This window comes from Streptomyces sp. NPDC059169, assembly GCF_042755225.1.
GTDB lineage: Bacteria > Actinomycetota > Actinomycetes > Streptomycetales > Streptomycetaceae > Streptomyces.
The window spans coordinates 1-17,875 of record NZ_JBHZCF010000016.1; the positions used below are offsets into that span (position 1 = coordinate 1).

Here is a 17,875-nt window from a genome sequence, read left to right on the forward strand (position 1 = left end):
CGGAGGCAGCCAGCATGAAAACCATCCCTGCCCCACCCGCGCAGTCCCAGAGTCGCGAACTCACGGGACGCACTCAAGAAGGTAGGGCCGCATGAGCGGGACTCTCGTTCTCGACAGCGAAGCCCTCTCCAAGCTCTCCCGTCGGCACCGCAGCATGACCGTATGGCTGGACGTCGCTCGCAGACTGGACCTGCTCGTCGTAACGAGCGCCGCCACGCTGGTGGAGGCACGCGACCCGAAGGTGCCGCAAGCGGCGTTCGACCATGCCGTTTCCCTGGCCAAGGTGCGCCCGGTCACGGAGGAGATCGCGCGTGCGGCAAGCAGGGTGCTCGCAGCAGAAAGCCTGCACGGTCACAAATACGCCATCGATGCGACACTCGCGGCAACGGCCCGCATGGAGCACGGCGATGTCACCGTGATCACGAGCGACACGGACGACCTTCGCCGGCTGTGCCCCCTCACATCGCCGTAGAGCCGATCTGAGTGCCGACGGCCGCTCCTTGCCGACCCCTTGCCCTGTTTCCGCAGGTCAGCCCGCGATAGGTGAAAAGGGCTTGACTGAGGTCACGAGGGTACCCAAGCGGATACTCTGCGTTGCCGTCGCCGCGGCCGTGAGGGTGGGCACGGCACCGAACCACGGCCCGTCCCGGAAGGTGCCGTGGTGGGCGTGCGGGGGGTGATCAGCCGGGGAAGCGCAGGAAGGCGGGCGGGACCGTGTCCGTGAGCCAGACCTCGTTGGCGCTCACGTGGAACACGTGGCCCGCGCGGTGCATGGCTCCCGCGTCGACGGTGAGGACGATGGGTCGTCCCCGGCGGGCTCCGACGCGGGTCGCGGTTTCCCGGTCGGGTGAGAGGTGGACGTGGTGCCGGGCCATCGGGTGCAGTCTGCCACCGGGGGCGGCGGCCGGCCGGGCGTCCCGGTCAGATCCAGCCGCGTTGCCGAGCCAGGTGCACCGCCACGTGCCGATTCTCCACTCCGAGTTTCGTGGTCACCGAGGACAGGTAGTTGCGTACGGTGCCGGGGGCGAGGGCGGCCCGCTCGGCGATGTCGTCGATGGGGGCGCCGTCGGCGGCGAGGGCCAGCAGGTCGGTTTCTCGGGGGCTGAGCGGGGAGTCGCCCGCGCTGATGGCGTCGGCGGCGAGGACCGGGTCGATGTAGCGGCGGCCGCCGTGGACGGTGCGGATGATGGTGGCGAGCTCCTGCGCGGAGACGGTCTTGGAGACGAAGCCCCGCACCCCGTGGTTGAGGGCGCGCTGGAGGTGTCCGGGTAGCCCGTGACTGGTGACGATCATGGTCTTGCAGTCGGGGAGCGCGGGGGCGATCTCGTGGGCGACGGTGACCCCGTCCTTGCCGGGCATCTGCAGGTCGAGGACGGCGACGTCGGGCTTGTGGCGCAGGGCCATGGCGACGGCCTCGGATCCGGTGGCGGCCTCGGCGACGACCTCCAGGTCGTCCTCGAAGCCGAGGAGCGCGGCGAGGGCACCGCGGATGAGGTGCTCGTCGTCGGCGAGGAGGACGCGGATCATGCTGGGGCCTCATTCGGTAGGTGTACGAGCAGTCGGTAGGTGCTCCGGCCGGAAGCACCATGGTGCAGGTTTCCCCCGAAGGGGGCGAGCCGTTCGGCGAGTCCGGCGAGGCCGCTGCCGTCGACCCGGTGGGCCCGGTCGGCCTGCTGGCCGCCGCCGACGGCCGCAGGGGCGTGAGGTCCGGCGCCGTCGTTCGTGATGGTCAGTCGGGTGGTGCCGTCGGCGGTGCGGGACAGACCGATGGTGCAGTGCGTGGCGTGGGAGTGGCGCAGCACGTTGGTGACGCCCTCGCGGACCGCCCAGCCGAGCGCGGTCTGGGCTTCCTGGCCGAGCACCAGGTCGGTGTCCTGGCGGATGTGGCAGGTGATGCCAGCGGCCTCCAGGACGGAGCGGGCGCCCTGCATCTCGGTGCCCAGGTCGGTGCTGCGGTAGCCCTTGACGACGTCCCTGATCTCCTTGTGCAGGCCCCGGGTGAGGTTCTGCACGTCGGCGAGTTCGGCCCGGGCCTTGGGGTTCTCCGCGAGCCGTTCGGCGAGTTCGGACTTGAGGGCGATGACCGCGAGGTTGCGGCCGATGACGTCGTGCAGGTCGCGGGCGAAGCGGAGCCGTTCCTCGGCGACGACCAGCCGGGCCTGGACCTCGCGGGCGGCGTTGAGTTGCCACAGCACGGCCAGGAACCACAGCGAGGAGTGCATGAGCACCCCGATGACGGTCCAGGCCGTCGCCGTGAACACGAGGACGGCAGGGGCGGCGGGCCGGTCGAGGAAGAAGACGACCAGGGCCGTCGCCGCGGACTCGGCGAGGGCCGCGCTGCCGAATACGGCCCGGTGAGGGCGGGCGGAGAGGGCGAAGGCCGGGGGGATGGCGATCACGATGGAGGCGATGACCAGGGTACGTATGCTGTCGAGCCGGCCGTCCTCGTACGCGTACGGCAGCAGGGCGAGCTGGACGGCGGTCATCACGGCCATGCCGGCGAGGAGCGCCTTCGGCCGGGTGGCGCGGCCGACTCCGTAGGCGACAGCGGTGGTGGCGCCCACGCCCTGTGCGGCGGTGAACGCGGCGATCCACCAGGCCATGTCGGCCGGGACCCGGGTGAGCACCGGCCACAGCAGCGAGGCCAAAAGCAGCCAGGGCATGGAGCAGAGCATCCACCGGGTCTGGTCGGTCGCCCGGTCGACGTCCGTCCGGTACCGCGACGTCTCCGTTCCGGTCATCCGCTCCGCCCCGTTCATGCGTGGTCAGCCGCGCGGTTCCCAGCGGAACCGGTGCAGCGCTCCCCAGGAGGCGAGTGCGGTCCAGGCCAGCAGGGTCGCGCAGCGCACCACCGAGTCAATCATCCCGGTGTCCTGGCCGGTCCAGCCGGACTGAACGAGCTGGATGACGGGGGTGAGGGGGAAGAAGCGCAGGACGGCGCCGACGGGGTCGGGCAGCACCTCCAGCGGGATGAGGGTGCCGGAGGTGAGCAGGAGCAGCAGGAAGCCGATGGTGCTGACGCCCTGGGCGCTCTCGGCAGTGCGGGCGGCGGCGGTGCTGATCGCGGCGGCCGCGGTGATGAGCACGGTGCCGAGCAGCACGCCGGCGACGGCCAGGTGCGGGGCGGCGGGTGCGCCGAGACCCGCGATGGCGGAGACGGCGCCGGCGATCAGGGCGAACTGGACCAGCGTGGCCAGGGCCATGGGGACGGCGGGGCTCGCGAGGATGGCGAGGTCGCCGACCTCGCCCGTACGCAGCCGCTTGAGCACGTGTTCCTCGCGGCGCAGCACATAGACGCCGATGAGCGGCGCGTACAGGGCCATGACGAGGACGATGCCGGCGCCGGTGGAGATCATTACCTGACCCATGGTGAGGCCGGCGCCTTCCAGGTCGTACTGCTTCATGATCGTGGTGGTGCCCATGACGATCAGGGCGGGGACGACCAGGACGTTGAAGAGATTGCTCTTGCTGCGGAAGAAGAGAGTGAGTTCGACCCGGGAGAGCGCGGCAAGGTGGGCGGTGGCGGCGGTCATGCGGCTTCTTCCTGGGGCTGGTGCGATGCCTTGGGCTCGTGCGACGTCTTGGGCTCAGGCGGCTTTTCATACGCGTGCGGAGTCTCGGGCGATGCGTCCGGCGCGATGATCCCCTGGTGGGCGATCCGCAGGAAGGCATCCTCCAACGAGGCCGAGCGGGCGTCGAGTTCGGGCAGATCGACGCGGTGGGCGCGGGCCCAGGTGAGCACTTCGGTGGTGGTGTGCTGCAGGTCGCCGGTGGACAGCTCGATCCGGCCGCCCGCGGTGACGGTGAGACCGGCCTTCAGGGTGGCGGCCGGCGGCAGGTCGCCGGTGCCGAGGCCGGGCGGCAGGCGGAAGCCGAGGGTCGAGGGGTGGGCGGCGACGATGTCGGCGACCGTGCCGGTGGCGGCGATCCGCCCCGCGTGCATGATCGCGAGCCGGTCGGCGAGCTGTTCGGCCTCTTCGAGGTAGTGCGTGGTGAGCAGGATCGTGGTGCCGTCCTCGCGCAGCCGGCGGATGATCTGCCAGGTCTCGTGGCGCCCCTCGGGGTCCATGCCGGTGGTGGGCTCGTCCAGGAAGAGCAGTTCGGGCCGACCGAGGGTGGCGAGGGCGAGGTCGAGGCGGCGCTTCTCGCCGCCCGAGAGGTTCTTGACGGCGACGTCCGTGCGCGCGGTGAGGCCGACCATGGCGGCGGCCTCGTCGACCGGCCGGGGGCTGGTGGTACACGCCGCCCACATGCGCAGCATCTCGGCGACGGTCAGATCGGTGAGCAGCCCGCCGTGCTGGAGCATCACACCGGTGCGGGCGCGCACCTTGCGCCGGTCCCGTACCGGGTCGAGGTCCCCGAAGAGCCGGATCGTGCCCTTCGTGGGCCGGGCGAGTCCTTCGAGCAGCTCGACCGTCGAGGTCTTGCCCGCGCCGTTGGTGCCGAGCAGGGCAAACATCTGCCCCGCGCCGACGGACAGTTCGACGCCGCGGACGGCGTCGAAGCCGCGGGGTCCGGCGGGGCCGTAGCGCCGCCACAGGTCTGTGACCTCGATCACGGACGGCTGAATCTCAGGTGCCATGACGACCATGCTCGCCGAGGGAAAGGGCATCCACAGGTGAGAGGAGTCATGGGTTTGCATGACGGATGCCATAACGGCCCATGACACCCGTCATGTGGCGGAATATGACGGTCCGAATAGTGGTGTGATCCAGGTCATATTCCATGTCGGCGGCGGATGATTACATCCCTCACGCCGCGTGGTGATCGCCTTCGGAATGACCAACCGACGGGCATTCCCGGGCAACGTGACGGGGGAACAGGAATGTCATGTCCGAAAAGGCTTCCGTAGCCGCGCAGTTGACCATGCGCGATCTCTGAACAGGCGCCGTCGTGAACGGCACAGGCCATGCCATGCCGTGACCGGCGCACCGCCATGACACTCTTGCGTCCCCTTGCGGAGCGGGCAACACCACCGAAACCCCTACGGAAGAGGAACGCCATGACCGAGATCGTCACCTTCGTCAACGGCCTGGACCTGGGCGCCATCGAGGCGGGCGACGCCCACACCGACCGGACCCCGGTCCTCGCCACCCCGGCCGCCGCCCTCGCCGCCATCGGCGGCGCCAAGGCCGTCGGCGCCTTCGTGGGCGGCGCGACCCTGGTCGGCGGTGCCTACGCTCTCGGCCGCGCGATCGGCTGACCCGGCCACCAGCCGACCGGCCGTGCGCCGACTCCCTGAACTGGTACGACACCCCGCGACCACGAAAGGACACAGAAGAATGAACGACGTCACCAACGCCGTGAACGAGATGGAGCTCCCCGAGGAGGGGGTCATCTTCCCCGAGGCCACCCCGGTTCTCGCCACCCCGGGCGCCTTCCTGGGTGGTGTCGCAATCTCCTCCGCGGTGATCGGCGCGTTCGAGCTCGGCCGCAACGGCTGACACCCGACCGCCCCTGAAAGGGGGCCGGGCGTTTCCACCCTGCCGGGCCAGAGGTGCGTTCTGGCCCGGCAGGGCCTCACCAGCCTAGAACCCCCTCGAGGATGCTGCGAAAGGGACTTCGTGAAATTCGCCAAAAGGATCGCCTCCGCGGTATTCGCACCCGCGCCGGTGAGCCGGGACCGCGCTCTCGGCATCTCCGAGCGGCTCGCCGCCGTCACCACCTTGACGTCATCCCTCGAATACCTCACGCAGCGCAAGGAAATCCGCAAGGGCGGACTCAACGACTGGGACATCGTCAAGGACGTCCAGGCCGAATCCACCCCGCTGGTCCGCCGCTTGCTCGACGGCGTCAGCGGACCGAAGACCACCACCGCACTGCACGTCGCCCGGGCCGCCGTCTCCGTCGGCATGCTGTTGCCCGGCAACTCCCGGCTGCGCGGAGCCGGCAGCCTCTTCCTCGGCGCGACCTCCGCCCTGCTCTACCCGCGTCACCGGTATGGCACCGACGGCTCCGACCAGGTGGCGATCCTGGTCGAGACAGCCACCGGCGCCGCGCGCCTCGTGCCGTCGACGCAGGCCAAGGACGCCCTCCTCTGGTACGTGGCCCTCCAGGCCAACCTCTCGTACCTGATCTCCGGCTGGGTCAAGCTCCTGGGCGAGCCCTGGCGCGACGCCTCCGCGCTCGGCGGCGTCATGCGCACCCGCACCTACGGCCACGAGGGCATGTTCCGGTGGACTCAGCAGCACCCGAAGGCCGCCCGCTGCCTCACCCACGGCGTGCTCGCGCTGGAGTGCCTCTTCCCGCTCGCGTACGCCGCCGGCGGCCGCCTCGCCCGCCCGATCATCGGCAGCGCCGCCGCCTTCCACCTGGCCAACGGCTACTTCATGGGGCTCGGCCGTTTCGTGACCGCGTTCACCGCGATGCACCCGATGGTCGCCTACACCTCGGCACCCCGCAGCCACCCCGCCGTCGCCGGACGGGACGACCGGGCCCTGCCCGCCGCGCTCGCCCTGCTGGTTGGCGCAGGCGCGATCGCCGTCGGCACCGCCGTACAGCGCCGGCTGCGCACGACCGAGGGCTGGCATTCCTCGCACACCCTGACCACCCGGCACAACAACCGGCTCCAGTACGAACTGATCGCCGAGGGCGACGAGCGTCAGCCGGTCATGGTGTTCGCCGCGGGCATGGTCTCCACCAGCGAGCACTTCGCGTGGATCACCGAGCGGCTCGCCAAGGAGACCGGCTACGGCGTCATCACCTACGCCCGCGCCGGATACGCCGGAAGCCGTCGCCGCTCACCCGCGCGCTACGGCCTCGCCGAGTCCGCCGACGACCTCGTCGACCTCGTGCACGGCGCCGTCGCCCCGCACCGCAAGGTGATCCTCGTCGGCCACTCGCTCGGCGGCGAGATCGCCCGCCGCGCCGTCGCCGACCTCGGCGACCGCCTGCACGGCGTCGTCTACCTCGACTCCTCGCACCCGGACGAGCTCAACCGCTCCAAGCAGCAGAGCGACACGGCCGAGAAGCTGCGCGGTTCCCTCACCCAGATGACCTGGTTCCTGCGGCTGGGCACCGGCATCCTCATGTCCCGCCCGGACTGGATCGAGTCGCTGCCCGTCGCCTACCGCAAGAAGGCGTTCGCCCAGTACGCCGACCCGCGGATGTGGGCGGCCGGGCGCCGCGAATGGGAGGCCGTGGAGGCCGACTTCCGGTCCTTCGGCGGGGCCCTGCGCAGAGTCGAGGGCGTGCACGGGCTTGTCGTCTCCGCCCAGCACACCGTCGACCGCGACCCCGACCAGCTGCTCATGCACAAGGAACTCGCGGACGCCCACCAGGGATCGGCGGCACGCACCGACATGGTGGTCGTCGAGGGCGCCGGACACGACACCATCCTGACCCAGAGCCGCTTCGCCCATAAGGTCGCCGACCGGATCATCGCGTTCTTCGCGGAGCCCGGCAGCGACGGCGCGACCGACCGCATCGAGGCGGCGAGCGACCAGGCCGGCAAGGAGGCCGCCAAGTGACCCGTCCCCTCAGCTCCGTCGGCGTCGGCGGCACCCTGACCGGCTCCCGCAGCGTCGTGTCCCGTCTGTTCACCGGCGAGAGCGCCGGCTGGCGGATCGCCGGAGCCGCGATGCTGGTCGGCACCCTCGCCACCCAGCACCCGCACCAGATGTTCAACCGGCTCCAACTCAAGGACACCTTCTCGGTCCTACCGAACTGGCGGTTCTTCGCGCCGACTCCGGCCATGCACGACTACCACTTCCTCTACCGCACCCTCAGCACCGACAGCACCACCTCCCTGTGGCAGGGCATCGACGTCATCGAGGGCCGCAAGCCCTGGCAGATCGCCTGGTTCCCCACCCGTCGACCCGAGAAAGCCGTCTTCGACATCTGCAGCGAGATCCTGCACGTCATCGACAAGGGCTTCGGCGTGGTCACCCGCACCCCGGCCTACCGGACCCTCACCGAGCACCTGCGCACCACCATCACGGCGCAGGGCGGAACGACCGACACGGTCAAGGGCTTCCAGTTCGCCCTCGCCCGGGCCACCGGCTACGACAAGAGCCACGACCCCGAGATGGTGTTCGTCTCCCCGTACACCCTCCTCGGTCCGAACGCCCCGGCCGTCGCCCGGCCCATCACCGAAGCGAGGAGCTGACCACCATGGCCGCCTACTTCGTCATCGCCATCGGAGCGGCGATCGCCGCTGCCATCGCCATCGGCGTCTTCAAGCGGAGGTGACCCCATGAGTTCCGTGACCTCCGTGAATACGGTGCAGGACATCGGCTACGGGCGGCAGTTCGACGGCTGGTACGACCGGCTGTTCCCCAAGGACGACTCCGCGGCCGCCACCGCGGCCACCCTCGCCGCGCTTCATCCCGACCCGGCTGCCGGCACCGTCGAGTTCGGCGTGGGTACGGGCCGGATCGCCCTGCAGCTCGCCCGCGGAATCGGCCGCGTCACCGGCGTCGACTCCTCGCCCGAGATGCTCACGCGCCTGCGCACGGCCCTCGAAGGCGAGGACCTCGTCGAGCCGGTGCACGGCGACATCCGCACGTATACCTCCGACCGCACCGCCGGTCTCGTCTACTGCGTCTGCGGCACCCTCTCCATGCTGCTGACCACCGACGACCAGCGCGCCGCGATCCGGCGCGCCGCCGGACTGCTCGCCCCGGGCGGCCGGCTCGTCGTGGAGACCCACAACAAGCCGGCCATCCTCGCCCTCCACGAAGGCCGCAGCCGCGCGACGTACTTCACCCCGTACCCGGAGCCCGGCACCGGCCTGCAGACCCACTCCACGCTGCTCCCCGAAGGCGACCTGTGGCACTGCTCGCACATCTGGTACGAGGCCGACGGCACCACCCGCGTCGGCAGCGAGCTGTCCCGGCTCACCACCCCCGACGAGGTCGACGCCTACGCGCGGGACGCCGGTCTCGCACCGGAGCACCGGGTCGCCGACTGGGTGGGCACGCCGTACTCGGAGGAGTCCCCCATGTTCGTGGCCACCTACGTCAGGGCCACGGCGTGAACGTCTGGCGGATCGCGCGCGGCCACCTGTCCCTGCTCGTCACCGGCATCGTCCTCGGCCTCGCCGGGGCCGCGGCGACGCTGGCCCAGCCGGTGGTCATCGGCGAGATGATCGAGGCCGTCGCGGCCGACCGCTCGCTCACCGGACCGATCCTGGTCGCGGCCGGCCTGTTCGCCGCGGACGCGGCCCTCGCCGCCGCCCACGCGTACGCCATCGGCCGGGCCGGCGAGAACGTCGTCTACGACATCCGGCACACCCTCGTCGCCCGGCTGCTGCGCTCCCGGCTCCGCTCGTACCGGAACTGGGATCAGGGCGACGTGTTCACCCGCATGGTCACCGACACCTCGCTGGCCCGGATTTGCATGACTCAGGCCGTCGCGCAGATTGTCACCAGCGCCTTCATGGTCCTCGGCGGCGTCGCCCTGATGGCCTGGCTCGACCTGGTGCTGCTCGCCACCACCCTCGGCTGCCTCGGCGTGGCCAGCGTGGTCTCCCTGTTCCTCGCGCGCGGGGTTCGGCGGGTGTCGGTTGCCAACCGCGAGGACACCAGCACCTTCGGCTCCGCCCTGATGCGGGTCATGGGCGCCCTGCCGACCGTGAAGGCGTCCCGCGCAGAGGACCGGGAGAGCGCCCGCGTCTCGGGCCTCGCCGACGACGCGCGCCGCTCGGGGATCCGGGTCTCCGCGCTGTCGGCGATGCTCACCCCGGCCATGAACGTCGGCACCCAGGTCGCGCTCACCGTCGTCATCGCCTGGGGCATGGCCCGCGTCGCCACGGGCGACATGGCCCCGGCCGACCTGACCTCGTTCATGATGTATCTCTTCTACCTGGTTTCGCCGCTGGTGATGCTGTTCATGTCCGTCGCCCAGTTCCAGCAGGGGCGAGCGTCGGTCGACCGGCTCGCGGAGCTCGGCACGATCGAGCAGGAGGAACCGGAGGATCCCAGGCCGTCCGGGGACCTGCCCTGGCCGTCCGAGGACGTGAGGACGTCCGGGAGCGCACCGCAGCCCCCACTCGAGGGCCCCGGCGCCCTCGTCTTCGACCGTGTCTCCTTCGTGTACCCCGGCAGCGACATCCCCGTCCTCGACGAGGTCTCCTTCACCGTCCCCGAGCGCGGACTCACCGCCGTTGTCGGCCCGTCCGGTGCCGGCAAGAGCACCATCTTCCAGCTCGTCGAACGCTTCTACGAGCCGGATTCCGGGATCATCCGCGTCGGCCGCACCGACATCGCCGGTCTGCCCCTCGACCGGCTGCGTTCCCTCGTCGGCTATGTCGACCAGGAGCACACCCTGCTCAGCGGCACCATCCGCGAGAACCTCACCTACGCGGCCCCCGACGCCTCCGGGAAGGACATCGCCGAGGTGCTGCGGATGGCCCAACTCACCGAGGTCGTCGACGCGCTGCCCGACGGGCTCGACACCATGCTCGGCGAACGAGGCTCCGGCCTCTCCGGCGGCCAGAGCCAGCGCCTCGCCATCGCCCGTACGCTGCTCCAGCGCCCCCGGATCGTGCTCCTGGACGAGGCGACCGCAGCCCTTGACGGCGCCTCCGAGGCGGCCCTGCGCGACACCATCGCGACCGTCGCCGAACGCTGCGCGGTCGTCGCCATCGCCCACCGCTTCTCCACCATCGCCCGGGCGGACCGGATCATCGTGCTCGACCGGGGCCGGGTGCAGGCCGTCGGTACCCACCGCGACCTCAGCGAGCAGGACGGCCTCTACCGCCGGCTCGCAGAACATCAGGGGGCCGCCGTATGACGCCGCCCGATGCGGTCGTCGTCGGCACCGGACCCGGGTGCCGTGGTGGGCGTGCGGGCGTGATCAGCCGGGGAAGCGCAGGAAGGCGGGCGGGACCGTGTCCGTGAGCCAGACCTCGTTGGCGCTCACGTGGAACACGTGGCCCGCGCGGTGCATGGCTCCCGCGTCGACGGTGAGGACGATGGGTCGCCCCCGGCGGGCTCCGACGCGGGTCGCGGTTTCCCGGTCGGGTGAGAGGTGGACGTGGTGGCGGGCCATCGGGTGCAGTCCCTGTGTGCGGATCGCGCCCAGGCTCGCGGCGACCGTGCCGTGGTAGAGGTACGCGGGAGGCTCGGCGACCGGCAGACCGAGGTCGACGTCGACGGTGTGGCCCTGGTTCGCCCGGATGAGGGCCCCGTCGATCGTGAAGCGTCGTTTGTCGTTGACGGCGACGACATGGTCCAGCTCGGCGCGGGTGAAGGAGAAACCGTGCGTGGCCGCCGCGTGGATCAGTTCGTCGATGGCGACCCAGCCGTTGGGGTCGAGGGTGATCCCGATCCGGTCCGGCTGGTGCCGCAGGTGCTTCGAAAGGTACTTCGACACTCTTATGGTGCGTTTTTCGTCTATGTCGTTCATACCGTTCGCCCTGTTCATCGGGCCAGGATCCCGCGGGTCGTCGGCCCGCCGCCATGCACTTTTTACCCGGACGACATGGGTCGAAATGTTTGCTCCACAACCAAGTGCAGTTATCCACAAGGTATTTGGCGTTTCTGTGGACAACTCCGTTCTGTTTTACCCGCTTTGGTCAATATGTCGCGCTTCAGTGCCACTTGCCGCAAGGGTGTCCAAAGTCCTCTTCCGTAGCTCACGTTCAGCAGCAACCGAGATGAACTGGGCAGCACGCTCCGCGCCGACGAGATGCTCAACGGCCCTGACCGTGCTGCCCGGAACGGGGACCAGCCGTGTGTCGTCGTTCCGCTCCGCGGCGTCTTCCGCCCTGAGGTGGTGCTGAAGGTGACGGGTGGCGAACAACCGCATGGCGCGCGCGAGTTCGGCATCCATGGTCTGCTGTGCGAGGGGCCGTAGCCTCCGAACCATCGACGCGGCCTCGGCGGCTTCCGCGTCCGTTGGCGGCCGGTGGCCGAGGTAGCGGTCGAAGACGTGCTCGGTGGTGAACTCCAGAAAACGCGAGGCGATGTGCTCCACCTGTCCGCGAAGTTCCCTCAAATGACTGGATATTGCGAGGAGGGGAATGCCAGAGGCATACAACTCAGCGGCTACCGACAGCTCTTGCGGGCTCGGCACCAGGAACTCATCGTCCCGGTCCGGGACGCGCTCCAGCACGCCGAGCTCTACGGCCTCCGTGATGGCGTCCTCGTCCGGCCTCCCGCCGAAGGCCGCGTAGAGCTCCGCGCGGGTGATCCGGTCGGCCTGCTCGTCCGTCCACGGGCCCTGGACCTCGGCGACCAAGCCCAACACCCCGCCGAGTCCACGTCCTGCGTCCCAGGCCTCCAGCAGTTCCTTGATCGAGGCCAGCGTGTACCCGCGGTCGAGTAGATCAGCGATCTGCCGCAGCCGGGCCAGATGCGAGTCCCGGTACACGTTGGCCCTGCCGCGCCGCTCCGGCTTGGGGAGCAGCCCGCGGTCCTGGTAGGCGCGGATCGTCCGCACCGTGGCACCGCTGTGGTGTGCGAGGTCCTCGATCCGGTACTCGGCTGTCTGCGCCCCGGCCATGACCACTCCCTACTGCCCCACGGCCGCGCGGCCCACCGATCGTGCCGCCGCTCGCGCTGCGGGCGGCGCAGGACGGCAGACGGCCGATCGCAGCACACCCTCCTGGCAGGGATGGTACGACCGCCGCGTGCCGTGGGGTATCGCTGCGGCGACCCCCGCTCCGCCGCTCGGCGGGACGGGTGCCTCCGGGGCCCGCCCGCTCCGGGCGCCGAAGGCCGTAAGGGACGTCGTCTGCGCGCCCGCTGCTCCGGCCTCGCCGAGCCGGGTACGACGCGGCACGGTCGCCGCCGTCCGCACCCGACCTGCCGCGATGCCCCGCCTCTCCACCCCGGCCGCCGGCGTGCCCGCCGCCCGGGCGGTCACAGCCGCGGCTCCCATCGAGCCGCCGCGCGCAGCACCCCCGGGGCGAGCCGGGACAGCAGACGGGCGCCCCAGGCCTCCGGGGTCACGTTCACCACCGCCTGGTTCTCCACGACCGCGCGCAGGACTGCTTCAGCGACCTTCTCCGGCGGGTAGTTGCGCAACCCGTACAGCCGGGAGGACCTCTTGCGGCGGCGCTGTTCCTCCTCCTCCGAGACGCCGGCGAAGCGGGCACTGGCCGTGATGTTCGTGTTCACGATGCCCGGGCAGATCGCGGAGACCCCGATGCCCCGGCCGGCCAGTTCGGCCCGCAGGCACTCGCTGAGCATCAGCACCGCGGCCTTCGACGTCGCGTACGCGGGCAGGATCCTCGAGGGCTGGTAGGCGGCGGCCGAGGCCGTGTTCACGATGTGGCCGCCCTGACCGCGCTCCGCCATCTGCCGGCCGAAGACGCGGCAACCGTGGATGACGCCCCACAGGTTGACGTCGAGGACCCTGCGCCAGTCCTCACTCGTGGTGTCGAGGAACGAGCCGGACAGACCGATTCCGGCGTTGTTGACCAGCACGTCGACGACGCCGTACTCGGCGGCGACCTTCCCGGCGAGCTTCTCCACCGCCGGTTCGTCGCCCACGTCGACGACTTCCGCCCAAGCAGCCGGTGCACCGATGAGCCGCGACATCTCGGCGGTCCTGGCGGCGCCCTCGGCGTCCCGGTCCACCGCGACGATCCGCGCGCCCGCCTCGGCGAAGGCAAAGGCCGTGGCCCGACCGATTCCGCTGGCCGCGCCCGTCACCAGCACCAGTTGTCCGCCGAAGCGCTCGGCGTACGGGCCACGGGCCACCGCCGATGCCGCAGTCGGCCCTCCCCCGTCGTGGGCCGTGACGAACGCGTCGATCCACGCGGCCAGTTGGTCCGGACGGGTACGCGGTACCCAGTGCTTGGCGGGCAGGGTACGGCGGACCAGCTGTGGAGCCCACCGGCCCAAGTCGTCGTAGAGCCGCTCGGACAGGAAGCCGTCACCGGTCGGAGTGACCAACTGGACCGGGGCGTGGGCGTACGCGTCGGTGCGGGGACGCCTCAACCGGGCGCGCACGTTGTCGCGGTAGAGCCACGCCCCGCGTATCGCGTCCTGCGGCAGGGACGGGGTCGGATAGTCGCCGACCGGCACCTTCTCCACCCGCCGGAGGATCTTCGGCCAGCGTCTGCCGAGCGGTCCGCGCCAGGCCAACTCGGGCAGCTTCGGGGTGTGCAGCAGGTACACGTACCAGGACTTCGCCCCCTGGCCGAGGAGCTGCCCGACCCGGCGCGGGGTGGGTCGCGCCACGCGGTCCTTGATCCAGTGTGCGAAGTGGTCCAGGGACGGCCCCGACATCGACGTGAACGAAGCGATCCGGCCCTCGGTGCGCGGCACCGTGACGAACTCCCAGGCCTGTACGGAACCCCAGTCGTGGCCGACCAGATGCACCGGGCGGTCCGGGCTGACCGCGTCCGCCACGGCCAGGAAGTCGTCCGTCAGCTTCTCCAGCGTGAAGCCACCCCGCAAGGGCAGCGGCGCGGTGGAGCGGCCATGCCCCCGCACGTCGTAGGCCACCACGTGGAAGCGATCGGCCAGGCGCGCGGCGACCTCGGACCACACCTCCTTGCTGTCCGGATAGCCGTGCACCAGCACCACCGTCGGCTGGGACGCGTCGCCGAGCTCCGCCACGCACAACTCGACCCCACCCGTGCGCACCCAACGCTCGCGCACGCCTTCGGACCCCACGTTCACGCCGTCCCCTCCTCGTCGTCCCGCCTCCGGTCCGCCGGCACGGACCGGACCTGCACCACTGCCCGTGGCCCGGCCGCCGCCACCGGCCCGAGCAGCCCGGTCCTCGTCGCCGCCCGCACCACCGTGACTCCCGCTGCGCCGCTCATGCGTCCTCGGCCCAACGCCGCACGTGCGGCAGGTCGTCGTCCAGCCAGAACGCGCTCTCCTCCGGGTCCTTGGAGTCGGTCACGACGAGGATCTCCTCGAACTTCGCTCCCGTGCCCCGGAAACCCAGGTGCGGTTCCACGGCCCACAGGCCAGGCCGGGGAGGGTGGTCGGAGAACCCGTGCGGCGACCAGAGCGGCGACCAGCCCTCGCGGTGGCCGTGCAGCGCATCACTCACGAGCCCCCTCAACGCCTGGGCGCCGAATCCGAAGAGCGTCGGTGCCCTGCGGCGCTCCCTGACGCGGTCGATCTTGTGGGCGATGACCCCGAAGGGATAGGCGCGGTGGCAATTCTCGTACCCCTGGCGGACCATCAGCCGGTCGACGTCCTCGTAGATCTCGCGGAGCGGGCGGCGCTCGCGCACCTCGCGAAGGATCAGCTCCCGGTGCGCCCTGAGGTCGGCCATCAGCCTGTCGTGCAGGGGGTGCGGACCGAGGCAGCCCGCATAGCCGATGTCGGCGGTGAAGCCCCGGTGGATCGGCGCCATGTCGAGGATGAACGGCATCCCCGGCTCGAGCCGCCGGTCCGTCGGGAAGAACTGCAGGGGTATCCGGAAGCCGACGAACGCCGTGCGGTCCCCGAACCAGGCGAAGGGGAGGTGGAACCAGTCGCGGACGCCGCGCTCGCGCAGCCACTCCCGCTGCATCCGTGCCGCCTCGCGCTCAGTCACCCCCGGCTTGAGCTGCGCCGCGACCGCCTCCGCGCAGGCGTACGCCAGGCGCTGCACATCGCGGAACCCCTGCAACTCCGCCGCGGGTTGAGTGTTCACCGCTGAGGTCATGCCCACCGTCCGTCCCTGTGCGGTCCACCTGCGTAACCTGCCACCGACGAATGTGACAATGACCAGAGGCTGCGTCAAGGGTCGTGCCGAAGCCTGTGGAAAACCCCGCGCAGAACCAGGCGGCCGACGTCGGGGCGCCCAGCCGGTCCGGCGCAGGAAGCCGCCGGAAGGCCCCCTGAGCCGCCGAGGCGGTGGCCCGGACAGCCCGCCGTCCGAGGGCCGGGAGACGAGGGCGCCGTCCTCCGCGGGCACGCGGCGCGGCGGCCCGGGTGTGGCCCGTACTCCAGGACACCCCCCGGTGCATCTCCTCCTCGGGAGTTGCCCCCTACGGGTCCGTACGACTGGAGTCGGATGCGGAACCAGCCGTCAGGTCTGACGCCCCGTGTGGTGTGCGCCACTACCTTCGATGACGTGACTGTGATCGTGACCGAAAGCCTGAGCAAGCGGTTCCCGCGAGTGACCGCGCTTGACCGGCTCTCCCTGGACATCGGGCCCGGCGTGACCGGACTCGTGGGCGCCAACGGGGCCGGCAAGTCCACACTGATCAAGATCCTGCTGGGCCTGTCCCCCGCCACGGAAGGTCGGGCCGAGGTGCTCGGGCTCGACGTCGCCACTTCCGGCGCCGCCATCCGCGAGCGGGTCGGATACATGCCCGAACACGACTGCCTGCCGCCCGACGTCTCGGCCACCGAGTTCGTGGTCCACATGGCGCGGATGTCCGGGCTCCCGGCGACCGCGGCCCGCGAGCGTACTGCCGACACTCTTCGCCACGTCGGTCTCTACGAAGAGCGGTACCGGCCCATCGGCGGCTACTCGACGGGCATGAAGCAGCGCGTCAAACTCGCCCAGGCGCTGGTGCACGACCCGAAGCTGGTCCTGCTCGACGAGCCGACCAACGGCCTCGACCCGGTGGGCCGGGACGAGATGCTCGGCCTCATCCGCCGCGTCCACACCGACTTCGGCATCTCGGTCCTCGTCACGTCCCACCTGCTCGGTGAACTGGAGCGCACCTGCGACCACGTGGTGGTCGTCGACGGCGGCCGGCTGCTGCGCGCCAGTTCCACCAGCGACTTCACCCAGACCACCACCACCCTCGCCGTCGAGGTCACCGACTCCGACTCCCACCCGGACGGGACCGCGGCGCTCCGCGAGGCCCTGACGGCCGCCGGGCTCGCCCTGCGCCCCGGCGTGGAGGACGGCCTGCCCGGTGCCGGCCACATCCTCCTGCTGGAGGCAACCGGCGAGGAGACATACGACGTCGTACGCGACACCGTCGCCGAGCTTGGCCTGGGACTCGTACGGATGGAACAGCGCCGCCACCACATCGCAGAGGTCTTCCGCCCGGAGGCAGCGGCCCAGCCCATGGAGGTACCGGCGCGATGAGCACCGACACGACCCGCATCCACAACATCGGCTACCGGAACTACGACGGTGCACGGCTCGGCCGTGGCTACGCCCGGCGCGCGCTCTACTCGCAGTCGCTGCGCGGTGCCTACGGGCTCGGTCGGTCCGCCAGGTCCAAGGTCCTGCCGATGATCCTCTTCGCGGTGATGTGCGTGCCCGCGGCGATCATCGTGGCCGTCGGGGTGGCGACGAAGATGAAGGAACTCCCGCTGGACTACACGCGGTACGCGATCGTCATGCAGGCGGTGATCGGCCTCTACCTGGCAGCGCAGGCGCCGCAGGCCGTGTCCCGTGACCTCCGGTTCAAGACGGTGCCGCTGTACTTCTCGCGGCCCATCGAACGCATCGACTACGTCGTCGCCAAATTCGGTGCGATGGCCTCGGCGCTCTTCGCCCTCACCGCCGTCCCGCTGCTCATCCTCTACGTCGGCTCGCTGCTGGCCAAGATGGACTTCGCCGAACAGACCAAGGGATTCGCACAGGGGCTGGTCTCCGTGGCACTGCTCTCGCTCCTCTTCGGTGGTCTCGGCCTCGTGATGGCCGCGCTCACCCCGCGCCGCGGCTTCGGCGTCGCAGCCGTCATCGCCACCTTCACGATCACCTACGGCGCCGTGTCGACCCTCCAGGCCATCGCGTTCGAGACGGGGGCCATCGGAGCCGTGCAGTGGCTGGGTCTGTTCTCGCCCGTCACCCTCATCGACGGCGTGCAGACCGCCTTCCTCGGCGCGTCCTCCTCCTACCCCGGGGCCCAGGGTCCCGGCGCCGCCGCCGGAGTGGTCTACCTGCTGGTCGTCCTCGCGCTCATCGCCGGCTCGTACGCCGTGCTGATGCGCCACTACCGAAAGGTGGGCCTGTGATCCGCCGACTGCTCCCGGCACGCGCCGGGTGGTGCCCCGAGCCCGCCTCCGCC

General features: G+C 70.8%; 18 protein-coding genes and 2 pseudogenes. 9 read left to right on the forward strand and 11 right to left on the reverse strand.

Going from position 1 to position 17,875, the window contains the following annotated elements; all coding sequences use genetic code 11:
* Positions 1-91: 91 nt before the first annotated feature.
* On the forward strand, positions 92-472 hold the full coding sequence (locus ACFXOM_RS26225; protein WP_384942586.1) for a DNA-binding protein: 381 nt from the start codon (positions 92-94) through the stop codon (positions 470-472).
* Positions 473-559: 87 nt separating this feature from the next.
* Here the strand turns inward: ACFXOM_RS26225 and ACFXOM_RS26230 are convergent.
* From ACFXOM_RS26230 to ACFXOM_RS26255, 6 genes and pseudogenes are all read right to left on the reverse strand, one after another.
* Positions 560-670 (reverse strand): annotated as a pseudogene (locus ACFXOM_RS26230) (LLM class flavin-dependent oxidoreductase); the annotation flags it as partial.
* 10 nt (positions 671-680) lie between these two features.
* Positions 681-884 (reverse strand): annotated as a pseudogene (locus ACFXOM_RS26235) (RNA 2'-phosphotransferase); the annotation flags it as partial.
* Positions 885-921: 37 nt separating this feature from the next.
* The gene (locus ACFXOM_RS26240; protein WP_384942588.1) at positions 922-1,527 is read right to left on the reverse strand and encodes a DNA-binding response regulator; all 606 of its coding nucleotides are present in this window, start codon (positions 1,525-1,527) and stop codon (positions 922-924) included.
* The gene (locus tag ACFXOM_RS26245; protein ID WP_384948438.1) at positions 1,524-2,741 is read right to left on the reverse strand and encodes a sensor histidine kinase; all 1,218 of its coding nucleotides are present in this window, start codon (positions 2,739-2,741) and stop codon (positions 1,524-1,526) included. Before ACFXOM_RS26245 ends, ACFXOM_RS26240 begins: the two co-directional genes overlap by 4 nt.
* 24 nt (positions 2,742-2,765) lie before the next feature.
* Positions 2,766-3,533 carry an ABC transporter permease gene (locus tag ACFXOM_RS26250; RefSeq protein WP_384942591.1) on the reverse strand — a complete coding sequence of 256 codons (768 nt, stop codon included), beginning with the start codon at positions 3,531-3,533 and terminating at the stop codon, positions 2,766-2,768.
* A complete protein-coding gene (locus tag ACFXOM_RS26255) occupies positions 3,530-4,582 on the reverse strand; it encodes an ABC transporter ATP-binding protein (RefSeq protein ID WP_384942593.1) in 1,053 nt (350 codons plus the stop codon). The genes ACFXOM_RS26250 and ACFXOM_RS26255 overlap by 4 nt, the downstream gene beginning before the upstream one ends.
* 420 nt (positions 4,583-5,002) lie before the next feature.
* On the opposite strand from ACFXOM_RS26255, the gene ACFXOM_RS26260 reads away from it, so the two are divergent.
* From ACFXOM_RS26260 to ACFXOM_RS26285, 6 genes are all read left to right on the forward strand, one after another.
* Positions 5,003-5,203 carry a hypothetical protein gene (locus ACFXOM_RS26260; protein ID WP_384942595.1) on the forward strand — a complete coding sequence of 67 codons (201 nt, stop codon included), beginning with the start codon at positions 5,003-5,005 and terminating at the stop codon, positions 5,201-5,203.
* A gap of 79 nt (positions 5,204-5,282) precedes the next feature.
* Positions 5,283-5,444: a hypothetical protein gene (locus ACFXOM_RS26265; RefSeq protein WP_384942597.1), complete on the forward strand. Its 162-nt coding sequence runs from the start codon at positions 5,283-5,285 to the stop codon at positions 5,442-5,444.
* 120 nt (positions 5,445-5,564) lie between these two features.
* Complete coding sequence (locus tag ACFXOM_RS26270; RefSeq protein WP_384942599.1) at positions 5,565-7,469, forward strand: alpha/beta fold hydrolase; 1,905 nt, start codon at positions 5,565-5,567, stop codon at positions 7,467-7,469.
* Positions 7,466-8,107: a hypothetical protein gene (locus tag ACFXOM_RS26275; protein WP_384942601.1), complete on the forward strand. Its 642-nt coding sequence runs from the start codon at positions 7,466-7,468 to the stop codon at positions 8,105-8,107. The genes ACFXOM_RS26270 and ACFXOM_RS26275 overlap by 4 nt, the downstream gene beginning before the upstream one ends.
* 87 nt (positions 8,108-8,194) lie before the next feature.
* Positions 8,195-8,977 carry a class I SAM-dependent methyltransferase gene (locus ACFXOM_RS26280; protein WP_384942602.1) on the forward strand — a complete coding sequence of 261 codons (783 nt, stop codon included), beginning with the start codon at positions 8,195-8,197 and terminating at the stop codon, positions 8,975-8,977.
* Positions 8,974-10,734 carry an ABC transporter ATP-binding protein gene (locus ACFXOM_RS26285; RefSeq protein WP_384942604.1) on the forward strand — a complete coding sequence of 587 codons (1,761 nt, stop codon included), beginning with the start codon at positions 8,974-8,976 and terminating at the stop codon, positions 10,732-10,734. The genes ACFXOM_RS26280 and ACFXOM_RS26285 overlap by 4 nt, the downstream gene beginning before the upstream one ends.
* A gap of 63 nt (positions 10,735-10,797) precedes the next feature.
* On the opposite strand, the gene ACFXOM_RS26290 is transcribed toward ACFXOM_RS26285, so the two are convergent.
* The 5 genes from ACFXOM_RS26290 to ACFXOM_RS26310 all read right to left on the reverse strand — a co-directional run bounded on the left by ACFXOM_RS26290 (position 10,798) and on the right by ACFXOM_RS26310 (position 15,561).
* Positions 10,798-11,340, reverse strand: a complete 543-nt coding sequence (locus ACFXOM_RS26290) for an RNA 2'-phosphotransferase (RefSeq protein WP_385039700.1) — start codon at positions 11,338-11,340, stop codon at positions 10,798-10,800.
* Positions 11,341-11,505: 165 nt separating this feature from the next.
* The gene (locus ACFXOM_RS26295; RefSeq protein ID WP_384942606.1) at positions 11,506-12,447 is read right to left on the reverse strand and encodes a MerR family transcriptional regulator; all 942 of its coding nucleotides are present in this window, start codon (positions 12,445-12,447) and stop codon (positions 11,506-11,508) included.
* Between the two features lie 359 nt (positions 12,448-12,806).
* Entirely contained in the window at positions 12,807-14,570 is a 1,764-nt protein-coding gene (locus tag ACFXOM_RS26300) for an SDR family oxidoreductase (RefSeq protein WP_385039703.1), read from the reverse strand.
* Between the two features lie 2 nt (positions 14,571-14,572).
* Positions 14,573-14,722 (reverse strand): hypothetical protein, encoded by a 150-nt coding sequence (locus ACFXOM_RS26305; RefSeq protein WP_384948436.1) that lies wholly within the window; start codon positions 14,720-14,722, stop codon positions 14,573-14,575.
* Positions 14,719-15,561: a M24 family metallopeptidase gene (locus ACFXOM_RS26310; protein WP_385039573.1), complete on the reverse strand. Its 843-nt coding sequence runs from the start codon at positions 15,559-15,561 to the stop codon at positions 14,719-14,721. Before ACFXOM_RS26310 ends, ACFXOM_RS26305 begins: the two co-directional genes overlap by 4 nt.
* Before the next feature lie 417 nt (positions 15,562-15,978).
* Here ACFXOM_RS26310 and ACFXOM_RS26315 point away from each other — a divergent pair, with 417 nt between their 5' ends.
* Both ACFXOM_RS26315 and ACFXOM_RS26320 read left to right on the forward strand, forming a co-directional pair.
* Entirely contained in the window at positions 15,979-16,944 is a 966-nt protein-coding gene (locus tag ACFXOM_RS26315) for an ABC transporter ATP-binding protein (RefSeq protein ID WP_384942652.1), read from the forward strand.
* Complete coding sequence (locus tag ACFXOM_RS26320) at positions 16,941-17,822, forward strand: ABC transporter permease (RefSeq protein WP_385039576.1); 882 nt, start codon at positions 16,941-16,943, stop codon at positions 17,820-17,822. Before ACFXOM_RS26315 ends, ACFXOM_RS26320 begins: the two co-directional genes overlap by 4 nt.
* Positions 17,823-17,875 lie beyond the last annotated feature (53 nt).